Origin of the sequence: Nocardiopsis sp. NPDC006938 (assembly GCF_042869555.1) — a bacterium.
GTDB lineage: Bacteria > Actinomycetota > Actinomycetes > Streptosporangiales > Streptosporangiaceae > Nocardiopsis.
The window spans coordinates 1-22191 of record NZ_JBIAGA010000002.1; the positions used below are offsets into that span (position 1 = coordinate 1).

20 protein-coding genes are annotated in these 22191 nt (G+C 71.0%); 15 read left to right on the plus strand and 5 right to left on the minus strand.

Annotated elements, in window-relative coordinates; genetic code table 11:
- Positions 1 to 648 (plus strand): IS982 family transposase (locus ACFYL4_RS02910; RefSeq protein WP_387515989.1); only part of this gene is annotated, 648 nt, incomplete at its 5' end.
- 10 nt (positions 649 to 658) lie between these two features.
- Here ACFYL4_RS02910 and ACFYL4_RS02915 read toward each other — a convergent pair.
- Positions 659 to 1198, minus strand: coding sequence for a helix-turn-helix domain-containing protein (locus tag ACFYL4_RS02915; RefSeq protein WP_387515991.1), 540 nt, complete (start codon positions 1196 to 1198; stop codon positions 659 to 661).
- 84 nt (positions 1199 to 1282) lie between these two features.
- Between ACFYL4_RS02915 and fxlM the strand changes: the two genes are divergently transcribed.
- The 7 genes from fxlM to ACFYL4_RS02950 all read left to right on the plus strand — a co-directional run bounded on the left by fxlM (position 1283) and on the right by ACFYL4_RS02950 (position 9178).
- Positions 1283 to 2566, plus strand: a complete 1284-nt coding sequence (gene fxlM, locus ACFYL4_RS02920; protein WP_387515994.1) for a methyltransferase, FxLD system — start codon at positions 1283 to 1285, stop codon at positions 2564 to 2566.
- Positions 2567 to 2568: 2 nt separating this feature from the next.
- The gene (locus ACFYL4_RS02925; protein ID WP_184368911.1) at positions 2569 to 2748 is read left to right on the plus strand and encodes an FxLD family lanthipeptide; all 180 of its coding nucleotides are present in this window, start codon (positions 2569 to 2571) and stop codon (positions 2746 to 2748) included.
- Positions 2749 to 2855: 107 nt separating this feature from the next.
- Positions 2856 to 5906 (plus strand): lantibiotic dehydratase, encoded by a 3051-nt coding sequence (locus ACFYL4_RS02930; protein WP_387515996.1) that lies wholly within the window; start codon positions 2856 to 2858, stop codon positions 5904 to 5906.
- Between the two features lie 113 nt (positions 5907 to 6019).
- Positions 6020 to 7147, plus strand: a complete 1128-nt coding sequence (locus tag ACFYL4_RS02935) for a lanthionine synthetase C family protein (protein WP_387515998.1) — start codon at positions 6020 to 6022, stop codon at positions 7145 to 7147.
- Positions 7129 to 8133 carry a thiopeptide-type bacteriocin biosynthesis protein gene (locus ACFYL4_RS02940; protein ID WP_387516000.1) on the plus strand — a complete coding sequence of 335 codons (1005 nt, stop codon included), beginning with the start codon at positions 7129 to 7131 and terminating at the stop codon, positions 8131 to 8133. Before ACFYL4_RS02935 ends, ACFYL4_RS02940 begins: the two co-directional genes overlap by 19 nt.
- Complete coding sequence (locus ACFYL4_RS02945) at positions 8130 to 8498, plus strand: hypothetical protein (RefSeq protein ID WP_387516002.1); 369 nt, start codon at positions 8130 to 8132, stop codon at positions 8496 to 8498. Before ACFYL4_RS02940 ends, ACFYL4_RS02945 begins: the two co-directional genes overlap by 4 nt.
- Positions 8499 to 8890: 392 nt before the next feature.
- Positions 8891 to 9178 (plus strand): hypothetical protein, encoded by a 288-nt coding sequence (locus ACFYL4_RS02950; RefSeq protein ID WP_387516004.1) that lies wholly within the window; start codon positions 8891 to 8893, stop codon positions 9176 to 9178.
- 57 nt (positions 9179 to 9235) lie between these two features.
- Here ACFYL4_RS02950 and ACFYL4_RS02955 read toward each other — a convergent pair whose 3' ends face one another.
- Positions 9236 to 9841 (minus strand): FHA domain-containing protein, encoded by a 606-nt coding sequence (locus tag ACFYL4_RS02955; protein ID WP_357769132.1) that lies wholly within the window; start codon positions 9839 to 9841, stop codon positions 9236 to 9238.
- A 520-nt stretch (positions 9842 to 10361) separates the two neighbouring features.
- Here ACFYL4_RS02955 and ACFYL4_RS02960 point away from each other — a divergent pair.
- Complete coding sequence (locus tag ACFYL4_RS02960; RefSeq protein WP_387516006.1) at positions 10362 to 10721, plus strand: DUF3017 domain-containing protein; 360 nt, start codon at positions 10362 to 10364, stop codon at positions 10719 to 10721.
- A 179-nt stretch (positions 10722 to 10900) separates the two neighbouring features.
- Positions 10901 to 12118, plus strand: a complete 1218-nt coding sequence (locus ACFYL4_RS02965; RefSeq protein ID WP_387516008.1) for an NADP-dependent isocitrate dehydrogenase — start codon at positions 10901 to 10903, stop codon at positions 12116 to 12118.
- Positions 12119 to 12613: 495 nt separating this feature from the next.
- Here ACFYL4_RS02965 and ACFYL4_RS02970 read toward each other — a convergent pair whose 3' ends face one another.
- Both ACFYL4_RS02970 and ACFYL4_RS02975 read right to left on the minus strand, forming a co-directional pair.
- Positions 12614 to 13867 (minus strand): LCP family protein, encoded by a 1254-nt coding sequence (locus ACFYL4_RS02970; protein ID WP_357769126.1) that lies wholly within the window; start codon positions 13865 to 13867, stop codon positions 12614 to 12616.
- A gap of 108 nt (positions 13868 to 13975) precedes the next feature.
- Positions 13976 to 15094, minus strand: coding sequence for a galactokinase family protein (locus ACFYL4_RS02975; protein WP_387516010.1), 1119 nt, complete (start codon positions 15092 to 15094; stop codon positions 13976 to 13978).
- Between the two features lie 249 nt (positions 15095 to 15343).
- Between ACFYL4_RS02975 and ACFYL4_RS02980 the strand changes: the two genes are divergently transcribed.
- From ACFYL4_RS02980 to ACFYL4_RS03000, 5 genes are all read left to right on the plus strand, one after another.
- Entirely contained in the window at positions 15344 to 16444 is a 1101-nt protein-coding gene (locus ACFYL4_RS02980; RefSeq protein WP_387516012.1) for a YihY/virulence factor BrkB family protein, read from the plus strand.
- Positions 16445 to 16609: 165 nt separating this feature from the next.
- Positions 16610 to 17767 carry a glutamate--cysteine ligase gene (locus ACFYL4_RS02985; protein WP_357769120.1) on the plus strand — a complete coding sequence of 386 codons (1158 nt, stop codon included), beginning with the start codon at positions 16610 to 16612 and terminating at the stop codon, positions 17765 to 17767.
- Positions 17768 to 17792: 25 nt separating this feature from the next.
- The gene (locus ACFYL4_RS02990) at positions 17793 to 19028 is read left to right on the plus strand and encodes a M20 family metallopeptidase (protein ID WP_357769118.1); all 1236 of its coding nucleotides are present in this window, start codon (positions 17793 to 17795) and stop codon (positions 19026 to 19028) included.
- A 140-nt stretch (positions 19029 to 19168) separates the two neighbouring features.
- Complete coding sequence (locus tag ACFYL4_RS02995; protein ID WP_357769116.1) at positions 19169 to 20266, plus strand: adenosine deaminase; 1098 nt, start codon at positions 19169 to 19171, stop codon at positions 20264 to 20266.
- Positions 20251 to 20901, plus strand: a complete 651-nt coding sequence (locus tag ACFYL4_RS03000) for a PH domain-containing protein (RefSeq protein ID WP_387516016.1) — start codon at positions 20251 to 20253, stop codon at positions 20899 to 20901. Before ACFYL4_RS02995 ends, ACFYL4_RS03000 begins: the two co-directional genes overlap by 16 nt.
- Positions 20902 to 21345: 444 nt before the next feature.
- On the opposite strand, the gene ACFYL4_RS03005 is transcribed toward ACFYL4_RS03000, so the two are convergent.
- Positions 21346 to 22170: a purine-nucleoside phosphorylase gene (locus tag ACFYL4_RS03005; protein ID WP_387516018.1), complete on the minus strand. Its 825-nt coding sequence runs from the start codon at positions 22168 to 22170 to the stop codon at positions 21346 to 21348.
- Positions 22171 to 22191: the final 21 nt, after the last annotated feature.

Genomic DNA, 22191 nt, shown 5'->3' on the forward strand with positions numbered 1-22191 from the left:
GCAGCCGGGTTGATCCGCCACCTCATCCGCCACCTGGCCACCGACACCAGCGTCTGGAGCGACGACGTGTGGGTGGTGGACTCCACCCCCGTGGAGTGCGCCCGATCCCGCGAGACCGTTAAACGCTCCGACCTGGCCGGATGGGCCTCCTACGGGTACTGCGCCTCCCACTCCCGGTTCTTCTGGGGACTCCGGTTGCACCTGGTGTGCACCCTGAGCGGGCTCCCTGTCGCTTTCGCCCTGACCGGAGCCAAAGCCGACGAACGCACCACCCTGATCGGAATGTTCGAAGACGATCCCGAGCTGCTGGACCAGCGGTCGGGGCAGATGCTGCTCGCGGACAAGAACTACTACGGACGCGACTTCGAACACTCCCTGGACCAAGTGGGTTTGTCCTTGTTGCGTCCGTCCCGCAAGGGCGAGCCCCCACGGGCCGGAGCGGAGTTCTTTCGCCCGTTGCGGCAGGTCATCGAGTCGATCAACCAGACCTTCAAGGGCCAGTTGGATCTGGAACGGCATGGCGGTCGCACTCCGGGCGGGGTGGTCGCCCGGGTGCTCCAGCGCATTTTGGCGCTGACCGCCGTGGTCTGGCACAACGACCGCACCGGCCAGCCGGTCCTACGCTCATTGACCGCTTACGATCACTGACCCCTTGGAATCACTCATCTAGGCGGGCCCGCCACTGCGAGCTAGGGCTAGGGGTGTGGGTCTGAATCGTGGAGTCGGTTGAGATAGGCAGAGCGCCCAGACGGTTCAAAGCTCGTACAGCGACGTCGGGCCTGGTGAGACCGCGGCCGTTCAGGGCTCGGGTGATGGTGCTCTGGTCCACACCGCACATGGCAGCCAGCGCCTCATGGGTCAGGTGCGGGGCAGAGTGGTGGAGCAGGTGCAGCACGGTACGGGCGTCTCGGACGCGCACGGCCTTGGTGACGGCGGGGCGGTCCCAGAACCCGGGTGGAACGCACATACAGCGTCCGTCGGTGCTGGCGCACGGTTTCCCGCAATGGCCGCATATCACGCTCATAATCACCCGATGAACAAAAAAGGAGGAATGGGAATTTGGTCGGAATCGGGACTCGTGGGAGAAGCGCAATGATCGACTCATTGTGGCAGCTAAAAGCATGTGAATCGAACATTGCGCATGAAGGTTGAGGTTCCTGGTCACTCGTGCATGGTCATGCGTGGGATTTTCGACCATACTGCGCCAGGCGAGTCCCTACAGGGGTGCCGGGCAAATACCGGGGCCCCGGGTGGGGCGTCCGCGAGACCGATGGGGGAGTTCATGACCGACACGACCACCACCGACCAGGACGAAGCGAGTCGTCTGCGTACGGAAATGGTGGACCTGCTCACCGGTGACGGGTACCTGACCGACGGGGCGGTGAAGCGGGCGATGCTGGCGGTTCCGCGGCACCGGTTCGCGCCGGAGGCCGATCTGAAAGCCGCGCACGCCCCGTACGACGCGGTGATCACCAAGCACGACGAGCACGGGGTCGCCATCAGCTCGGTGTCGGCGCCGCAGGTACAGGCCATGATGTTGGAGCAGGCCTCCCTTGTCCCCGGGGACCGAGTGCTGGAGATCGGGTCGGGCGGCTACAACGCGGCGTTGATCTCCGAGCTGGTCGGTGAGCACGGGTCGGTGACCACAGTCGACATCGACTCCGATGTCACCGACCGGGCTGAGCAGCTGCTGAAGCACACAGGGTATGACGACCGGGTGCGGGTGGTGTGCGCCGACGCAGCCGACGGTACCCCCGAACACGGCCCCTATGACGCGATCATCGTGACCGTGGGGGCGTGGGACGTGCCGCCGGGGTGGGTGGACAACCTCGCCGAGGGCGGCCGTTTGGTGGTGCCGCTGCGGATGCGCAACGTCACCCAGTCGCTGGCCTTGGTGCGTGAGGGCGACCGGTTGGTCTCCCGCGACGAGCGGATCTGCGGGTTCGTACCCATGCGGGGCTCCGACGGGCACACCGAGACCCAGATCCTGCTGCGCGGGGACACCTCGGCCGTCCTACGGTTCGACGACGAGGCCCCGGCCGACCCGCACGCCCTGGACGGGGTGCTGCTCACCGACCGGGTAGAGGTGTGGACCGGAGTGGCGCTGGCGCCGCGCGAGCTGATCGTGGGCCTGCGCCTGTACCTGGCCTCCACGCTGCCGGGGTTCGGCACCTTGACCGTGGACCCGGACCAGGACTTTGGCCCTCTGGCACCCTCCAACCCCGGGTTCTCCATGGCCGCAGTGAACACGGCCGGGGGTGGGCGCGAGTTCGCCTACCTGCTCACCCGCCGCACGGAACAGGGCGACTTTGAGTACGGGGTGCACGCCTTCGGTCCCGATGCCGCAGCCTTCGCCGACACCGTCGCCGAGCAGGTACGTACCTGGGACCGCGAGCACCGCGGCGGGCCCGGACCGCGTATCGAGTTGCTCCCCGCTTCCACGCCGGTGAGTGACCTTCCCGGCCAGGCTCACATCGCCAAGCGGCACCGGATACTCACGTTCTCTTGGCCGACGGCGACCGCTGACGACGGCCAAGTCCCCTCGAACACCAACGAAGGAGAGTAAGGATGAAGACCGCCCCCGTCGAACAGGCTGTTCCGGTCCAGGACGACTTCGCGCTGGATGTGCGGATCACCGTCGCCCGGCATCCGGTCGGCAAGCTGACGTGTACGACCGGTGACGGCTGCGGCAACACATGCGCGGGCACCGCCTCGGCGTGCAACAGCTACGTAGGCGACCCGGTCTGACCTTTCTGGGCTGGCCTGCGGGGGCGGGCGCATGTGTGCGCCCGCCCCTTTGCGCCCCCTCCCCTGCTCCCCCTTCTCTTCCCTGCTCGGGAATCGCGGTGAGATCAATGCCCCCTGCCCCCTTGTACCGTCACCACGGCGGTTTGCTCCTACGTGCCAGTACCACCAGCGATGCCGCCACACCGCCCCCGCCGGCACCAAGCGAAAGCCTCCTCTGGCTGCAGCAGATCTGGTCCGATGAGAGTGTGCGCCAAGCGGTTGAGGCCGCCAATCCGGTCCTCCACGGGCGTGTGGGTGACCTACTGGGGGCCAATGGCCCGCCCAGGCGCGCCGTCGACAAGGCCATCACCTCCCTGCTGGGCTACCTGGCGCGGAGGCGACGTCCCACACCGTTCGGCCTGTTCGCCGGGGCTGCCCCGATTACCGTGTCGGCCGCCCCGAGGGTGAAATGGGGTGACGAGCACCGGGTGCACACCGGCGCAGATCACGCCTGGATCAGTGAGGTCATCGACCGCCTCCATGCCTGCCCGGAGCTGATGGGCCGGTTGCCAGTGATGTCTCACACCCGGGTCATTCGGCGTGGTGAGTGCTTGGTCGTGCCTGGCCCTGCCGCGGGCGGGCGGACCCGTCGCGCCGCACCGGTGGAGGTGACGATCCGGGCCGCTCCCCCTGCGGTCACCGCCCTGGAACTGGCACGCGCTCCACTGCCGCACCAGGTGCTCACTGACCGGTTGGCTGAACAGTTCCCCTCCGCCCCGCACGAGCGGGTCGCCGCCCTGGTCGACGAACTGCTCGTGCAGGGGTTCCTGGTCAGCGGCCTGTGGGCCCCGGCGACCGTCCCCGACGCCCTGGGACACGTGTGCCAGGTGTTGGAGCAGGTGGGAGCAGACGAGGTCCCCGAGGCGGTGGGCCTGCTCAGGCGAGTGCGGTCCCTGCACACACGCCTGGTTTCGCCGTCCACCCACACTCAGTGGAAGGGCAAGGCACCGCTGCGCGGTGTGATGCTCGGCGTGAGTGAGGTGTCCCCGGTGCCGTTGACCGCGGACACCACTCTGGACTGCCAGGTGTCCGTCCCGCCGCCGGTAGTGGCCGTGCTGGAGCAGGCCGCCAGCCTGCTGGTGCGGACCTCGGCACACCCGTTCGGTTCCCCCGTCTGGCGGGATTACCACCACCGGTTCCGGGACCGGTACGGGCCTGGGGCGGCCGTGCCTGTGATGGAGGTAGTGGCCGACAGCGGGATCGGATGGCCGGCTGGATACCTGGGCGCCGACAGGTTGGCAGCACCGACGGTCCTGACCGACCGCGACACCCTCCTGTTGGAAGAGGCCCAGAAAGCGCTGGCCAGCGGCGGGGAGCTGGTGCTCACTGACGGTCTCGTCGACCGGCTGGGCCGCGCGAACGGTGCCCCTCTCGTGCCGCCGGACCGGGTGGAGATCGCCGCGCGGGTGCACGCCCCCACCCTCGCCGCCGTGGAGAAGGGAGAGTTCTCGGTGTGGGTGACAGCGGCACCGCGACCCGCCTCGAGCATGTTCGGCCGGTTTCTGGGGCTGCTCGACCCCGATGACTGCCGACCGTTGGTCGACTCCTTCGCCACCTGTGTGGAAGGTGCGGTGGCGGCGCAGGTGTCCTTCCACGCCCGCCAGCGCCGCAACGACAACCTCACCCGTACCCCGCCGGTCACTGCGCTCACCATTTCCCTGGGAGAGCACCGCACCCCAGGGGAGGGGGTAATCGGGCTGGAGGACCTGGCGGTGGTAGCCGATGCCACTGGCCTGGGGCTGGTGCGCCTATCCACCGGGCAGCAGGTCATCACCCGTGTGGCCCATCCGCTGGAGCCTCAGAACCAGACCCCGCCGCTGGCCCGGTTTCTCGCCGAGATCCCCTACGCCCGGTGCGTGTTCTACGGGGCGTTCGACCTCGGTGCGGCCGCCCGTCTGGCGCACGTGCCCCGCATCCGGTACGGGCCCGTGGTGCTCTCCCCGGCACGGTGGACGCTCACCGCCGCCGACGTGCCCGGCCGCGACGCCGACCAGGACACCTGGGACCAGGCGCTGGGCCGGTGGCGGCACCGGTGGGGGGTACCCGAGCACGTCGCCGTGGTCGAGCACGACCGCCAGCTCCCCCTGGACCTCACCGAGGCCGCGCACCGGTACCTGCTGCGGCGCCATCTCCACAACCATGACCTGGGCCGGGTGCGAGTGTGCGAGGCTCCCGCACCGGAACAGGTGGGGTGGATCGGCCGCCCCCACGAACTCGTCGCAGCCCTACACACCACCCTTCCCCCTGCCCGGCCCTGGGCCAGGGCTCGGCCGGTGGCCGAAGGTGTTGTGGACTCCCCTCTGCCCGGTGGGCCGGTGGTGCACGCCCGTGTGCCGGTGCACCCCGACCGAGCTGACCCGATCCTGACCGACCACCTGCCCACCCTCATCGAAGCGGCCGGATGTGACCGGTGGTGGTACCGGATACGCCGCGACATCGCCCGGGTGGACGCCCCCACTCACCTAGAGGTCACCCTGCGCGCCCCTGCAGCGCAGGAGATGGCCGCAGTGGTCGAGGCCGCACATTCCTGGGCGCACGGGCTATGCGAGGTAGGGCTGGCACCCGGTGCGGAGCTGGTGCCCTACCACCCCCAGCACGCACGCTACGGCCACGGAGAAGCGTTTTGGGTAGCCGAGGCGGTGTTCACCGCCGACTCCGCCGCTGCCCTGGCCCAACGCCGCCTGACCCTGGCAACCGGAGCCGACCCGGTGGCGCTCACCGCCGCCTCCCTGGCCGACCTGACCGCTCACATCCTCGGCGGCCGCGAAGCGGGAGACCGGTGGCTGGTCCACAACCTGGAGCACACCCCCGGCCGGGTGGAGACCCCAGTACGCACTGCGGCGCTGGCGTGGTCCGCCCCCTCCGACAGCAACTCCAGCGAGCTGTGGGCCACCCCTACTGGGGAGGCCGTCCTGGGCGCATGGCAGACGCGCGGCCGCGCCCTGGACCTGTACCGCCGCAATCTGGAAACGGCCGGCCGGGACCCCGCAGAGGTGACGCGGTCGCTGCTGCACCTGCACCACGCGCGCGCCCGCGGCGTGGACCCCGACAGAGAGGCCAGCGTGCTGCGTGCAGCGCGCGCGATCGCTCTGACCCGCACCCACCGGAGGTCCCCGTGAAAGCCAAAACCGCCTCTCAGGCTGGGCCGGTGCGGGCCGCACTCGATACGGCCCTGGCTGCTCTGGACACCCCCACTCCGGTTCCACCGGGGCAGCCGTGGACCGCAACCTCGTTGGCCTCGGGAACGATCGGTTCTGCTCTGGCCCACATCGAAAACGCCCGCACCACCACCGCCCCCGCAGTACGGGACCAGGCGTGGGTGCAGGCGCACCGGTGGGTACAAGCCGCCACCGCGCACGGTGTGGAGGCCACCGACGCCAGTGCCCTGTACCTGGGGGCGCCCGCGGTGACTTTCGCCCTGGATGTGGCTGGGCGGTACCGGGCCACCCAGGAGCGTCTGTTGGAGCACACCGTGGCGGTGGCGCACCGGCGGGTGGATGCAGCTTCCGCCAGGTTGCGCTCCGAGGTGGCGGCGACGTTCGCCGAGTATGACGTGTTCTACGGACTCACTGGCCTGGGCGCCCTCCTGCTACGGACGGCTCCCGGCGACGACGCGCTGGGCCGCATCCTTCAACACCTGGTCTCCCTCACCCGCCCCCGCACCGTTCAGGGGTGCTCGGTGCCGGGGTGGTGGGTGTCCCATGACCCCCGTCGCGGCACCTCGCGGCACTTTCCCGCAGGTCACGCCAACCTCGGTATGGCCCACGGCATGGGTGGCATCCTCGCTCTGCTCGCCACCGCCCATCGTGCCGGAGCCACCGTCCCGGGGCACGACGAGGCCCTCCACGTCCTGTTGGGACACCTGGACACCTGGGCCCAGGACGGCCCGGCCGGGCCGTGGTGGCCCGAAACCCTCACCCTGCACGATGTGGCCGCCGGGAGCCCTCATCACGGCGGCCCGGCTCGGCCTTCCTGGTGCTACGGCACTCCCGGCCTGGCGCGCGCCGGACAACTCGCCGCCCTGGCCTTGGACGATCGGCCCCGGCAGGAGTTCTTCGAGAACGCCCTGGACCGGTGTTTGTCCGACCCCGTCCAGCTCGCCCGTATCACTGATGCGGGCCTGTGCCACGGGTGGGCAGGCGTTTTCCAGACCACCTGGCGGGCCGCCACCGACGCCATCACCCCGGCCCTGGGCGCCCATCTGCCCCGTCTGCGGGCTGCTCTGGCCGCCAGCGCCGCCCCCGGTACCGGCGATTCGGGGTTCCTCGATGGCACAGCCGGGACCGCGCTGGTACTCATGACCGCCCTCACTGACACCGCCCCCGCTACTGGATGGGACACATGCCTGCTCATCGCCTGAACGGCCCGCCCTCCAGCTCCGGCCCGACTGGCGCGGCGCTGGCCCGCGTCCTGACTGGCACCCCCCTGGAGCACGCTGCGGGCGACGCCCACCTGGAGCCTGCGTTCCTGGTCCGCCTGCTGGAGGTCTTCACTGACGCCGGGTACCAGGCCGTGGACGAAGCAATCGCTCACCACTCCTGGTGGCAAGTCGACGTCGAGTTCGACCCCCACCGCGACCACACCGCCGCCCGCAGGCTCACCGCGCTGATCGACACCGCCCTTGCCGACGAGCTGGTGTCGCGGTGGTGGTTCCTGCACAAGCACCCCGGGTGGCGGCTGCGCCTGGACCTCACCCGGCCCGATGCCCGCCACCGCCTGACCACCGTCCTGGACAACCTCGTTGAGACCGGCGTGGTGCGCGGGTGGCGGACCGGCATCTACGAGGCCGAGACAGCGGCGTTCGGCGGCCCCACCGGGATGGACATCGCCCACGAGGTCTTCTGCGCCGACAGCCACCACATCCGCCACCTAGCGGCCGAGGCCGACCTGCCGCTGGGCCGCAAGCAGCTCTCGCTGATGCTGTGCACCGGGCTGATGCGCTCCGCGGGCCTGGAGCCGTTCGAGCACGGCGACGTCTGGGACCTGGTGTGCGACCTGCGGCCCTTGCCCCAGGACGTGAACCCCGCCCAGGTTGGCACCATGCTCACCTCCGCGAAGACGCTGATCGGCGCCGACACCGACCCTGACGGGGCCATGTTCGGCCCTGACGGTGCCCTGTCCGCCCACGCCTCATGGGCGGGTTCATTCGCTACCGCGGGTGCCCGCCTCAGGCGGGCGCGGGCCGAGGGGGCTCTGGTCCGGGGCATCCGCGCCGTCCTGGCCTACCACGTGATCTTCCATTGGAACCGGCTCGCCCTGGGCCCGGGTGTGCAGGCTGCCCTGGCCCGCGCGGCGCGCACGGTCGTCTTGGGCGTTGCGGTCGAGGGCTCAGAGGCTGTGCGGTGAACAGGGATTTCCTCAAGGCATGGGAACGGTTCCCGTTGCTGTGCCGTCCTCACCTGCACCTGCCCGATCTGTGCACCCGAATCGAAACCGCCCATTCCCATGTCCGTGCGGCCACCGCAACCACCGACTCTGGTGAGCGGCACCGTCAGGCGCTGAACGCCTGGAACCTGGCCGCGCTCATCGCCGCCGACCTAGGGCACACCGACCTGGCCGCCCGGTGGCGCCGCGACCAGCACACCCTTCTGGCCCGCCACGCTCCGCTGACCGGACGAGCAGCCATCGACGCCCTCCAGCCCATACTCAACGTCGTGCGTCTCACCGCCCGCCATGAGATGACCCGAGGCGAGCGCCGGCGCCGTGTTTGACACTGTGACTGGACGTTTGTGGCGTAGACGCACGGTCGATGACCGGTGGGCGAAGGACCCCGCGCACGAGGGGATGGACCCCAGTGGCACCAGACCGGCTCCAGGCCGGGCCGGCTGCTCCCCGCGCACGCGGGGATGGACCCGGGCGGCCGAGGCCCGGGACCGGTGGGCGCTGCTGCTCCCCGCGCACGCGGGGATGGACCCCGGTACAGGCGTCCGGCGGCTTCCCGCTTGGCCTGCTCCCCGCGCATGCGGGGATGACCTTGCCGGTCCTACGGGCGTGCTCCCGCCGGGCTTCGCCACGGCCCACGGCGTATCCTGACCCCGCGAACGAGCGACGCACCACGGCGTGACCCCCCGTGTACCCGACCCCACGAGGCAAGGTGGACGGCATGAGTGCACACCCCCCGAACGAACAGTCGTGGTCCGGCAGCGAGCTGGCTGGCTACGAGGCCGCGCTGGAGGCGATCCACGGCGCGATGGGCGCCTACAGCGCCCTGATCGCTCACGAAGAGGCCAAGGACGCCCCCGATGAACAGGTGATCGAGAAGGCAAGCGCAGGCCGACGCGCATGCGTCCGCCGCCGTGAGAGCCTCGACCCCGCGAACGCGACCGACATCGCGCGGGTGCGTACCGAGTTCAGCGCCCTGGCCGAAACGGTGCGGGCCTCCCGCCGGTGAAAGATCCCCGTCCGGCCTCGCGGGTAGGATTCGTTCCACCCGCGAGGCCGGACGCGATCAGCTGGCGCGGCGGGTACGTCCCCCCACGGGCATCGGGCGCACCAGACCCAGGGCGACCACCTCGTTGGCCAGCCGGGTGCGCCGGTTCTGCCCCTCCGGGATGCGGAACTTCTGGTACAGCCTCAACAGATGCTGCTTCACCGCAGCCTCGGTGACCACCAGGGCCTCGGCGATGTCACGGGCCGTGGCCGGGGCCACGAAGGCCTCCTCCGACAGCGCGGGCTGGCACAGGGCGGTGAGCACGTCCAGCTCGCGGCGGGTCAGCTCGGGCGCGGCGCCCCGGCGCAGCTCGATGTCGGGGCTGAGCTGTTCGGTGGGCAGCCCGCCGACCCGGCAGCGGGCTCCGCCGAAGCTCACCACGTCGCCCTCCTCCAGCACCCGGCGGGCGATGGGGCGGCCGTTGACCCGGGTGCCGTTCCGGGAGAGTCCGAGGTCGACGACGTACACGTAGGGCCCGCGTCGGACGAGTTCCGCGTGCAGCTGGGACACGCTGGGGTCGGTCAGTCTGATGTCGGCGCCCTCACCCCGGCCCACCGTGGTGACCTCGTGGTGGAGGGGCCGGACGTCACCGGTCTCCTCCAGGCGAAGGTGCGGACCGTCCACGGTGGCTCCTCCCGAGCTGCTGGGGCGCGGCCGGTGGGGGTGCGGCCTACGGTGGTGGAGGGTCTGTTGCCGGGGGGTGGCCGTTCGGTCGCCACGTCGAGTGGGCTTCATGGGGGTGGTCCTCGCTCACCGGTGCGCTCATCAACACCTGGGTTACCCGGCTGGTACACGTTCTACGCGCTTACTCCGGAGTTAGGCGGACAAGACGGGGAATTACGGCGCTGTGGCCGAACCGGAAGCGGGAAACGGACACGGGTGCCACCCGAGGGGGAGGAGTCCGTTTCCGTGAGCCCTGGGGCTTCGGCTGCGCCGTTCACTACAATGGACACGGCCCCTCCATGATGACGCCGTCCCTGTTCTCGCGGGGCGCGCGGAGCCGCCGGGAACATGAGCCACGCTGGAGTGCCGCTCGGTTTCGGACAGTCCCGCGGTGGCGTGTGGCCGGTCTGTGCCAGACGGGGGCCACGGGTACGAGCCGCACGGCGGCCAGGCAATTCGAAAGCGAACGGGTCGGGACGCGGTGGACGACGCTGAGCAGGCTGAGGTGGCGCGGTCGGACGGGGACACCCCCGCCGACGGTTCGGGCGGGAAGGGCGGTGGCCGCCCCAAGGTGCCCTACTGGCTCTCCCAGGTGCCCTACGCCCTGGTGCTGTCGGCGCTCGCGGCGGGGATCGTGGTGGTCGCCGCCGCCTACTTCAAGCGGGGTCCGGCGATCATCGCGGCGGCCCTGCTCCTCGCGGCCACCTTCAGGCTGGTGCTCCCCAAGGACTGGATCGGCCTGCTCGCGGTGCGTCGCAGATGGGTGGATCTGCTCACTCTGGTGGCGCTCGCGGTCCTTCTGATCGTCTTGGCCTGGGTGGCGCCGCAACTCTCCGCCTAGGCGTCGAATAAGCTTGATGTCGAGATACCGCGACACCGAACAAGCACCGCCTCCCGGGAGCACGGACACCGGGCGGGATCAGGTGATCGCCGCGGGCGCGGACCGGAACCGGCCACGAACCGGAACCGGGCCCCGCCTCACGAGGCGGTAGCGAGCACCGAAGGGACAGCCACACAGCCATGGCCAAGATCAAGGTCGAAAACCCCGTAGTCGAGCTCGACGGCGACGAGATGACCCGGATCATCTGGTCCTTCATCAAGGACCGCCTGATCCTCCCGTACCTCGACATCGACCTGAAGTACTACGACCTCGGTATCGAGGAGCGCGACCGCACCGACGACCAGGTCACCATCGACGCGGCCCACGCCATCAAGAAGTACGGCGTCGGCGTCAAGTGCGCCACCATCACCCCCGACGAGGCCCGCGTCGAGGAGTTCGGCCTGAAGAAGATGTGGCGGTCGCCCAACGGCACCATCCGCAACATCCTCGGCGGCGTCGTCTTCCGCGAGCCCATCATCTGTGAGAACGTGCCGCGCCTGGTCCCGGGCTGGACCAAGCCCGTCATCATCGGCCGCCACGCCCACGGCGACCAGTACAAGGCGACCGACTTCAAGGTCCCCGGCCCCGGCACGGTCACCATGACCTACACCCCGGCCGACGGCAGCCAGCCGGTCGAGTTCGACGTCGCGAGCTTCCCCGAAGAGGGCGGCGTCGCGATGGGCATGTACAACTACCGCAAGTCCATCGAGGACTTCGCGCGGGCCAGCCTCAACTACGGCCTGGACCGGAACTACCCGGTCTACATGTCCACCAAGAACACCATCCTCAAGGCCTACGACGGCATGTTCAAGGACGTGTTCGAGGAGGTCTTCGAGAACGAGTTCAAGGAGAAGTTCGCCGCCGCGGGCATCACCTACGAGCACCGCCTCATCGACGACATGGTCGCCGCCGCGCTCAAGTGGGAGGGCGGCTACGTCTGGGCGTGCAAGAACTACGACGGTGACGTGCAGTCCGACACCGTCGCCCAGGGCTACGGCTCGCTGGGCCTCATGACCTCGGTCCTGCGCACCGCCGACGGCAGCGCCGTCGAGGCCGAGGCCGCCCACGGCACCGTGACCCGTCACTACCGCCAGCACCAGCAGGGCAAGCCCACCTCGACCAACCCGATCGCGTCCATCTTCGCGTGGACCCGCGGTCTGGAGCACCGGGGCAAGCTGGACAACACCCCGAAGGTGGTCGAGTTCGCGAACACCCTCGAGGACGTCGTCATCAAGACCGTCGAGGGCGGCCAGATGACGAAGGACCTGGCCCTGCTGGTCGGCTCCGAGCAGGAGTGGCTGACCACCGAGCAGTTCCTCGCCGCCCTGGACGAGAACCTGAGCAAGCGTCTCGCCTAGTGCCGGGACCCGCCGCACCGTCCTGAGCCGACGGTCGCGGTGAGACCTTGGCCACGCCCGGGCGTCCCCGTGAGGGGGCGCCCGGGCCTCGTCGTCTCCGGGGGTCGCCGCGAGGGGTCAAGACGCACGAAACGCGGTGTTCGCGGGGGTTCGGGGCCCCGGGGCAGCCGAAGTTCCCGGGTGTCTTTCCCGTGTTCGGGCCACATCCGGGCTCCGGTGGTGGGAGGATGACGGAGTGGAGAGGGGTCCTCCGGCGCCTGGTGCGACGTAGGACACGTGAACACGATTCGCCCCTTTCGCGAACTTTGACCTATTGTGGAGACACGCCGGTGAGAACCGGCAGGCCAGAGCGGGTTTTCGCCCCTCGGCCACCACGAGCCGACGTGCCGGCCGTGCGCCCGCTGGGGGGTAGGCGCGCACAGTACGGAACGTCACGAAGAAGGGCCCGTCACTCCGGTGACGGGCCCTTCGCTTTGCCCGGGCGATGCCCGGCCGTCAGTCCTCGATGGCCTCCTCGGGGATGACCTCACCGTTGCGCATGGCCTCGAACATCAGCTCGGACCTCCCCTCGTCCCACAGCACCACCGACCCCACACCGTCCAGCGTGGGGGTGCTGCCCACCGGCACCGCGGTCGTCTGGGTGCCGCCGCGCATCGCCAGCAGCATGCTGGCCAGGTGGCGCAGCTTGTCGCCCTCGTCGACCATGAACGTGTCCGTGCCCGCCAGCACCAGCGGCACCGACTTGAACGGGTTGAACATGGTCGAGGGGGCGCTGGCCTCCTGGATCAGCGCCGAGAAGAACTCGCGCTGGCGCTGGATGCGGTCCAGGTCGGCACGCGGGGTGGCGCGGGTGCGCACGTAGCCCAGCGCGGTGCCGCCGTCCATCTCCTGGCAGCCCGCCTCGATGTCCAGACCCGCCTTCGGGTCGGCCATCGGCTCCTCCGGGCACAGCTCCACGCCGCCGACCGCGTCGACCAGGTCCACGAAACCGCCCATGCCGATCTCCACGTAGTGGTCGATCCGCACGCCCGAGGCCTGCTCGAAGCTCTGGACCAGCGGGGCCGGGCCGCCGCAGACCTCCTCGCCGTCCTCGCCGGTGCCGCACACCGAGTCGGCGAACGCGGTGTTGATCTTGTTGTCGGCGTAGCCGGGGATGGCCATGGGGACGTAGGAGTCGCGCGGCACGCTGACGATGGTCGGATCGCCGTCGCGCGGCATGTACAGCACCATGATCGTGTCGGTGCGGCGGCCCTCGGCGCGACCGGTGGCCAGGTCCCGGATCTGGTCGTCGTCCAGGCCGTCACGGCTGTCGGAACCGACGATCATGTACGTGGTGCCGGGCTGGCGGTCCGGGCGCCCCTCGTAGTCCTGGAGGGCGTCCACGCGCTGGAGCCGGGAGTCCGCCCACAGGTAGAAGGCCGTGGGGACCACCAGCAGCAGCACGAGGACCAGCACGGCGGTGGTGCGCGCCGTCTTCATGCGGCGCTCGCGGGCACGGCGCTGGTGACCGCGGCCGTCGTACTCGCGCCCGGCGCTGTGGGTGCGGCGCTTCTTCGGGCGCAGCGGGGGGACCTGGTCGGCCGGGGGGAGTCGGCGGGTCTCGCCCACCGACCGCTGCTCGGACTCGCGGGGCCGGTACAGCCGCTCGAACTCGTCCGGCCTGTCTGGGTCGCCCCCGCGCCGGAACACGCCCGCGCTGTCGTGTTCGCCGTTCGGGCCCGGCCCTTCCCGGTACCGTCGATCAGCCATCGATTCGCCTATCTGCTCCGTGCCCTGCGGCCCTCGGATGTGTCGTACGTCCCTTGTGATCGCTGACAGGGTAGTCGGGTTCTCCCCGATCTCCTCCGGCGCCCGGGGTCATCCCCGGCGGGAGGCCCCGTCCGAGGGCACCAGGGCGCGTATCCGGGGCGGGGGCCAGCCGCGCCCCGTGAACGCCTCCCGGACCGCCGACCCCAGCCCGGCCACCCGGCCCTCGGGGACCAGGGCGAACGCGGTCCCGGCCCACCCGGTGCGGCGGGCGCCGCGCGCACCGGCCCGGGCTGCGGTCTCCACCGCCAGCTCCACGGCGGGAAGGCGCAGGCCGAAACCGCGCAGGGACAGGTGGGACGCGGACAGGACCGGTCCCGTCTCCGCCGCGCGCCCCGCGCGCAGCAGGCCCACCGCCGCGTTGAGCCGGTGCACCTCGGTCACGGCGTACTCCACACGTTGGCGCAGCGCGGGGTTCTGGAGGCGGCGCAGCGCGGCGGGCAGGTCCTGGACGGAGCGCAGCGGGCCGAGGACCTCCTGGGCGCGGGCCAGCTCCGCGGCGCGCGGCGGGCGCGGGTCGCGTCGGGGCAGGGCGCCGGTCTCCACGACCACCAGACGCTGTCCGGCGGCCTCCAGGTCGAAGGGCAGCACCGTGGTGCGGCCGCTGCCGAGGTTGGCCCGCACCGCGTGCCCGGCGCGGGCGGCCAGCACCACGGCCTGGTCGACGCCGCCGCCCGTGGGGCGGTCGGCGCCCGCGAGGTCGGCGAGCGCCAGGGACACCGCCGCCCCGACCGCCGCCGCGTACCCCAGGGAGGCGTGTTCGGGCAGGCCCGACCCGATGAGGACGCGAACGCCCCTCCCAGGCGCCAGGAGACCGCCCTCGCGGGCGTCGGCCACGGCACGGGCGACCGCGCGGGCGGCGGGGCTACGCGCTCCCAGGCGGCCGTCGGGCGTCGCGACGTGCGCGCGTCCGCCGGGAGCGGTGCCCAGCGCCACCGTGACTCCCCAGGGCAGGGCGACGAAGAGGGCCGCCCCGCCGCTGGCCGCCGTGTGCTCGCCCATGAGGGCGAGCCGCCCCGGGGCGTGCCACACCCCCTCGGGGGCGGTGCCGAACCGCCGGGCGTACCCGTCCCGCAGGTCCGCGTCGGACGGCGCCTCGGGCCAGTCCCCGACCGGCCCCCGAGCACGAGCCCCCAACACCGCGCGCACCCGTGCCCCGGTGACCCCCACGTTCCGCCCCCGCTCTCCTCGGTGATCTCCGTGTCCCAGTCTGCCCGCATCTCGGCACCGGGCTGGCGTGGGGCTTTCGTCCCGAGGGGTCCCCGACGCTAGGGTTGCGGACCCGGTCAGCGATCCGGGAGACGGGGGCGAATCGCGGGAACGAGGCGTCAGGAGCGGCGCCGTGCCGCCGTCGACCCGTTCCTCGACAGGGCGACCCACCCGCGCCGCAGCGCCAGCGGAGACACAAGAAGGAAGACCATGCCTCCACTCTCCGAACGGGCCCTGGACACGGCCCAGCGTTACCGGAACTCGGCGATGGACGGTTACTGGGGGCTGCGGCGCCGGTACCCGTCGGTCGACCACCTGGTGCGCGCCTACGAGCGCTACTCGGACCGCAACGGCACCCAGTTGGCGGGTGCGGTCACGTACTTCACGTTCCTGTCCTTCTTCCCGCTCATGGCGCTGGCCTTCGCGGGGGTCGGCTTCCTCGCCAACCAGCAGGTGGAGCTGACCTCCTACCTGGAACGGGCGCTGGACGACGTCCTGCCGGGGCTGGCGCAGCAGCTGCCGATGGACCAGATCGCGCGGGCCCGGGTGGGCGCGAGCGTGGTCGGTCTACTCGGCCTGTTGTACGCGGGGCTGAACTCGGTGTGGTCGCTGCGCCAGGCCCTGCACGCGATCTGGTTGAAGAGCTTCCGGCAGGGCCCGAACTTCGTGCTGCGCAAGCTCGGCGACCTGCTGGTCATGCTGGGGTTGGGCGGGGCGCTGCTGTTCACGGTGGCCTTCACGAGCTTCATGCAGACGGCCACGGTCTGGCTGCTCTCGCTGGTGGGGTTGGACGGGTCGCTGGTGGCGAACCTGGCGTTGCGGGCGCTGGCCCTGGTGATCGCGATCGCGGTGAACATGTGCGTGTTCGTGTTCATCTTCTCGGTGCTGTCGGGTGACGGGGGTCCCTCGGCGCCGATGTGGCGGGGCGCGCTGCTGGGAGCGGTGGCCTTCGAGGTTCTGAAGTACGCGGCTGCGCTGTTGCTGGCGGGGACGCTGGGGAATCCGGTGTACGCGTCCTTCGCGGTGCTGGTGGGGCTGCTGGTGTGGATCAACCTGGTGATCAGGGTGGTGCTGTTCAGCGCCGCGTGGACCGCGACCTGGCTCGCGGTGCCGCCGCCGTACACCGGGTCCCTGACACCGCCGGAGGAGAGCGGGATGGACTGGACGCGCCCGCGGCCGGTCCTGCGCCCGAGTCCGGAGGCGCTGGCCGAGCGCCGTCTGGCCCAGAGGCTGCTCTCCCTCGGGTTGGCGCTGGTGGGGGCGGCGCTCGCGGCGGGGGTCGCGGCCGTGGCCTCGCGTTCGCGTCGCTGATCGCCAAGGAATCGGAAAGCGATCGGAAAGAACTCGTATTTTACTGTGGGTCGATTCCGTATGCGCGCGGTGTGAGACGGGTAGTCCTCCTCTGTCCCGGATGACCGGTTCGCCGGGGCTAGCGGTGCGTCGGTGGCAACGGCTGTCCCCTCACCTGGAGGTCAGATGGGAATCGCATTCAATTCGTCCGAACGCGCGACGCTCGGAGTCGAGTGGGAACTCCAACTCGTCGACCGGCACAGTCGTCATCTGCGACAGGAGGCGAGCGCGCTCCTCGCCGAACTCCCCGACCTCAGCAGTGAGGCCGCGATCCCCCCGCTGCGGCACGAACTGATGCAGTCCCAGGTGGAGGTGGTGACCGGGATCTGCGAGACGGTCGAGGAGGCCAGGGACGACCTCGGCCGCAGCGTGGCGCGGATGCGGGAGGTGCTGGAACCCCGCGGTGCCACGCTGACCTGTTCGGGTACGCACCCGATCGACCACTGGCGGGACCAGCAGTTCAGCCCGGGGGAGCGGTACGGCGAGCTGGTCGACCAGATGCAGTGGGTGGCCCGCAGGATCTTGACCTGCGGCGTCCATGTGCACGTGGGGGTGCGCAGTCAGGAGAAGGCCATTCCCATCGTGAACGCGCTTGCGAAGTATCTCCCGCATTTTCTTGCTTTGAGTGCTTCTAGCCCCTTTTGGGGTGGTCATGACACGGGACTGGCCTCCGCGCGCTCCGTGGTCTTCGGTGCCCTTCCGACCTCGGGGCCGCCGCCGAACCTCACCGGGTGGCCCGCTTTCGAGGATTACCTCGAAACCCTCCTGAATGCGGGTACCATCGCCTCTATCAAGGAAGTCTGGTGGGACATCCGTCCGCACCCGGATTTCGGCACCATCGAGATCCGGATGTTCGACGGGATTCCCACCTTGCGCGAGGTGGGGATGGCCGCCGCTCTCTCCCAGTGTCTGGTGGAGCTGTTCGACCACCAGCTCGACCGCGGGTACAGCTTGCCGAGCCCGCCGAACTGGGTGGTGAAGGACAACAAGTGGCGGGCCACCCGCTACGGGCTCGACGCTCGTGTCATCACGGACGCACACGGAACCACCGTTCCGATCCGCGACGACCTCCACGAGCTGGTCCGCGAACTGGCGCCGGTCGCCACCCGTCTGGGCTGCGCGGATGACCTGGACACGGTCTCCGAGATCCTGGACAAGGGAGCCTCCTACGAGCGCCAACGGGCGGTAGTCGCCGACGGCGGATCGCTCCGGGACGTCGTGGACCTGCTCTCCGCCGAGTTCGAGGGGGACCCCGCCCGCGCGGCATTTGTCGGCGCGCGATGAGTAGTGACGAAATGGGGACCCTCGCATGCAGGGACGTGACCTGCCGGAGCAGTTGACGGCTTTTCTGGCGCGCCATGAGCGGGAGCTCACGGGATTCCGCCGGGACCTGCACATGCACCCGGAGCTGGCCTTCGCCGAACACCGCACCACGGGCCGCCTGGCCGAACGCCTGCGCCGGGCGGGGCTGACCCCCCAGGCCCTGCCCCAGGGCACCGGCCTCATCTGTGACATCGGCGACGGCCCCGGCCCCATGGTCGCCCTGCGCGCCGACATCGACGCGCTGCCCCTCACCGACGAGAAGGACGTCCCCTACCGCTCCACCGTCCCCGGCGTCGCCCACGCCTGCGGACACGACGTGCACACCACGGTCCTGCTGGCCGCGGGGATCTTCCTCGCCCAGCAGGACCGGGCGGGCGCGCTGCCCGGCCGGGTCCGCCTCCTGTTCCAGCCCGCCGAGGAACTCCCCGGCGGGGCGGTCGAGGTCGTCAGGGCCGGCGGCATGGAGGGCGTGGACCGGGTCTTCGCCCTGCACTGCGACCCCCGCCAGATGGTCGGCAAGGTGGGGCTGCGCACCGGCGGCATCACCGCCGCCTGCGACCAGATCATGGTGCGCCTGTCCGGCCCGGGCGGGCACACCGCGCGACCGCACCTGACCTCCGACCTCGTGTACGCGCTCGGCAAGATCGTCACCGAGCTGCCCGCGGCGCTGTCCCGCAGGGTCGATCCCCGGGCCGGGTTCAGCCTGGTGTGGGGGCGGATCAGCGCGGGCTCGGCGCCCAACGTCATCCCCGATGACGCGGTCGCCGAGGGCACCGTGCGCTGCCTGGACGACGAGGCCTGGCACTCCGCCCCGGACATCCTCAAGGGGCTGGTGGAGTCGGTCGCCTCCGCCTACGGGGCCGACGCCGAGGTCACCTACCGCAGGGGCGTGCCGCCCACCATCAACGAGTCCCGCAGCGTGGAGATCCTGCGCGAGGCCACCACCACGGCCCTGGGAGCGGAGGCGGTCACGCCGACCCCGCAGAGTCTGGGCGGGGAGGACTTCGCCTGGTACCTGGAGCACGCGCCCGGTGCCCTGGCCCGCCTGGGCACCCACTCCCCGGACTGGGACGGCGACATGCTCGACCTGCACCGGGGCACCTTCGACGCCGACGAGCGGGCCATCGGGGTGGGCACCCGCCTCATGGTGACCACCGCGCTCACCTCGTTGTGGGAGGACGCCCCCGGTGGCGTGCGCGCCGACACCCAGGCCCTGGCCTGAGGCCCTGACCGGACCGGCGCCGCCCCCGGGGCGGCGCCGACGGGGCCTCCCGGTCCGCCCGCTGACGGCTTCTACCGGATCGTCGGCAACTTCGTGGCGCCGTGTCGGGTGACCTCCCCACCTGGTGGCATCCTGAACGGATGAACCAGCCACTCACCATCGAACAGATCCGCCGGGCGCCCAAGGTGCTCCTCCACGACCACCTCGACGGCGGGCTGCGCCCGTCCACGGTGGTCGAGCTCGCGCGGGAGGCGGGCTACCGGGACCTGCCCACCTACGACCCCGCCGAGCTGGGGCGTTGGTTCCGTGACGCGTCGGACTCCGGGTCGCTGGAGCTCTACCTGGAGACCTTCGCCCACACCACGGCGGTCATGCAGAGCCGCGACGCCCTGGTGAGGGTGGCGGCGGAGGCGGCCGAGGACCTGGCCGCAGACGGCGTGGTCTACGCCGAGCAGAGGTACGCCCCCGAGCAGCACCTGGAGGGCGGGCTCACCCTGGAGGAGGTCGTGGAGGCCGTCCAGGAGGGGCTCGAACTGGGGCAGAAGCGCGCCGCCGACGCGGGTCGGAGCATCCGCACCGGCCAGCTGGTGACCGCCATGCGCCACGCGGCCCGTTCGTCGGAGATCGCGGAGCTGGCGGTGCGCTACCGCGACGCCGGGGTCAGCGGCTTCGACATCGCGGGCGCCGAGGCGGGCAACCCGCCCACCCGCCACCTGGACGCCTTCGAGTACCTGCGCCGGGAGAACTTCCACTTCACCATCCACGCGGGTGAGGCGTTCGGGCTGCCCTCCATCTGGGAGGCGCTCCAGTGGTGCGGCTGTGACCGGCTCGGCCACGGCGTGCGCATCATCGACGACATCACCTCCAACGAGAGCGGTGTCCCGGTGCTCGGGCGCCTGGCCCAGTACGTGAGGGACAAGCGCGTGCCGCTGGAGATGTGCCCGAGCTCCAACGTGCAGACCGGCGCGGCCGACTCCATCGCGGACCACCCGATCGGCCTCCTGCGCGACCTGCGCTTCCGGGTCACGGTCAACACGGACAACCGCCTCCAGAGCGGGGTCACCCTGTCGGAGGAGTTCGCCAAGCTGAGCGAGGCCTTCGGCTACGACTGGGACGACCTCCAGTGGTTCACGGTGAACGCCATGAAGTCGGCCTTCCTGCCGTTCGACGAGCGCCTGGCGCTGATCAACGGGACCATCAAGCCGGGCTTCGCGCAGCTGAAGTGGGCGACGCACTGATGGCCCGTTCGGCCGGGGACACGACCACGCACTACTCCACGTCCTCCCGGGTGATGGCGGTCGCGTGGGTGGTCGTGGCGGTCCTGTTGCTGCTGGACCTGGTGCTGCGCGGCCAGGACCGGATGGCGTGGATCGCCGGGGCCGTCCTGGTGTTCAGCGTCGCCGCGGTCTACACGGCCTGGCTGCGCCCCCGGGTGGTCTCCACCGAACGCGGCATCCGGATGGTCAACCCCCTGCGGGAGACCTTCGTGCCGTGGGCGGCCGTGCTGTGGGTGGACGTGGTGGACGTGTTGCGGGTGCACACCCCGGACGGGGTCTACCGGTCCTGGCCGTTGCGCGAGACGAAGCGGGCGAGGGTGCGGGAGAACATGCGCCGGGAGTCGGGCTACCTGGACCCCGACGACGACAAGGACCCGGAGCGGATGCGCCCGGTGGACCTGGTCGCCCGTGAGCTGCGCCGGGACGCCGAGCGGTACAAGGCGCGTCCGCTGAGCGGCCCCATCCGCGAGGTCGACGAGGAGGGTCCGGCCGCGCTGGGAGCCGAGGAGCACCCGCAGACCATGGTGCCGGTCGAGGTCATCGTGGTCCTGGGCGTGCCGCTGCTCCTGCTGGTCGCGGTGCTGTTCCTGGCGTGAACCCGCGCCGGGCGCGGGGTTGACGCGACCCCCACGATTCTGGTTAGGTTAGGCATGCCTAAGGGGAAACGTTCCGGGTGGGCGGGCTTCGCGCGGATGGCCACCCACCCGGACCTCTCCCCAGGGCGACGCGCGCGGTTCAACTGAATATCGGGAAGAGAAGGTGCCGCCAGCGCCAGTCCAACGGGGTCTGCGGGGACTCCGGGCGCGGTGCGGCACCGGGGAAAGCACCGCCTCCGACCGGGTCCACGGCCGGTACCGTCCATCCCAGGCCTCGGGATGTACGCTCGCCACGCCGGTACCGACCGCCCCGGACCCGGTCGGAGGTGCCCCAGCACACGTGCCTTCGGGCACGGAGAAGCCCGGCCTCGGCCGGGCTTCGTGCTGTTCGCGCCGGTCTTTCGCGCCGGTCCGTCGGTGCGGCCCCGGCCGCGTCCCGTTCCCTCAGGCCGCGTCGACCACGCGGTGGAGCAGCTCGCCGAGACGGCGGGCCCGATGTTCGACGACCTCCAACGCGCGCTCCTGCTCGAAGGGGTCCAGCACCGCGCCCACGGCGTCGTTGCTGACGATCGACAGCCCCAGCACCTCGGCGCCCATCTCCACCGCGGCGATCGCCTCCAGGGCGATCGACCGCCCCACCACGTCGGCGCCCGCCTGGCGCAGCACCTTCAGCTCCGACGGGGTCTGGAGCTGTGGACCGGTCGTGGACACGTACACGCCCTCGGCCAGCGTCACGTCCACCTCGTGGATGATCGCCCGCAGCCGCTCGCTGTAGGTCCGGGTCAGGTCGACGAAGTCCGGACCGGCCAGCGGCGAGGTCGCGGTGAGGTTCACGTGGTCGCGCAGGACCACCGGCTGACCCGGCTGGAAGTCGGTGCGCAGGGACCCGGCCGAACCGGTGAGCACCGCGACCCGGGCGCCGGCGGCGATCCCGGTGCGCACGGCGTGCACGGCCGTCATCGGGCCCCAGCCCTCGTACAGGTGGACGCGTCCCACGAACACGACCACGCGCTTGTCGCCCACCCACATGCTGCGGACCCGCCCGCTGTGCCCCTCCGCCGTGGGCCGAACGAATCCGGGCAGTTCGGTCGCGTCGCTCTCGATGTCGGGCGTGCCCAGCGCGTCCGCGGCGCCCGCCCAGCCGGAGCCGAGCACCACCAGTGCGTCGAAGCTGTCGGCGCCGGCGCGGGCCAACAGCTCCTTTGCCGCGGAGTCCGCCAGTTGCTTCGCCTCGCCCGTGGTCCGGGGCGGCTGCTCTGATTCGCTCACAAGTCGGATACTACCGCTCTG

What these genes read in the sequence shown, in the direction of transcription:
- ACFYL4_RS02950 (WP_387516004.1), top strand. Translation starts at nt 8,891, where the DNA reads ATGAGTGCACACCCCCCGAACGAACAGTCGTGGTCCGGCAGCGAGCTG.
- ACFYL4_RS02940 (WP_387516000.1), top strand. Translation starts at nt 7,129, where the DNA reads ATGCCTGCTCATCGCCTGAACGGCCCGCCCTCCAGCTCCGGCCCGACT.
- ACFYL4_RS02980 (WP_387516012.1), top strand. Translation starts at nt 15,344, where the DNA reads ATGCCTCCACTCTCCGAACGGGCCCTGGACACGGCCCAGCGTTACCGG.
- ACFYL4_RS02985 (WP_357769120.1), top strand. Translation starts at nt 16,610, where the DNA reads ATGGGAATCGCATTCAATTCGTCCGAACGCGCGACGCTCGGAGTCGAG.
- ACFYL4_RS02995 (WP_357769116.1), top strand. Translation starts at nt 19,169, where the DNA reads ATGAACCAGCCACTCACCATCGAACAGATCCGCCGGGCGCCCAAGGTG.
- ACFYL4_RS02930 (WP_387515996.1), top strand. Translation starts at nt 2,856, where the DNA reads ATGCCCCCTGCCCCCTTGTACCGTCACCACGGCGGTTTGCTCCTACGT.
- ACFYL4_RS02925 (WP_184368911.1), top strand. Translation starts at nt 2,569, where the DNA reads ATGAAGACCGCCCCCGTCGAACAGGCTGTTCCGGTCCAGGACGACTTC.
- fxlM (WP_387515994.1), top strand. Translation starts at nt 1,283, where the DNA reads ATGACCGACACGACCACCACCGACCAGGACGAAGCGAGTCGTCTGCGT.
- ACFYL4_RS02965 (WP_387516008.1), top strand. Translation starts at nt 10,901, where the DNA reads ATGGCCAAGATCAAGGTCGAAAACCCCGTAGTCGAGCTCGACGGCGAC.
- ACFYL4_RS02970 (WP_357769126.1), bottom strand. Translation starts at nt 13,867, where the DNA reads ATGGCTGATCGACGGTACCGGGAAGGGCCGGGCCCGAACGGCGAACAC.
- ACFYL4_RS02990 (WP_357769118.1), top strand. Translation starts at nt 17,793, where the DNA reads ATGCAGGGACGTGACCTGCCGGAGCAGTTGACGGCTTTTCTGGCGCGC.
- ACFYL4_RS02915 (WP_387515991.1), bottom strand. Translation starts at nt 1,198, where the DNA reads ATGGTCGAAAATCCCACGCATGACCATGCACGAGTGACCAGGAACCTC.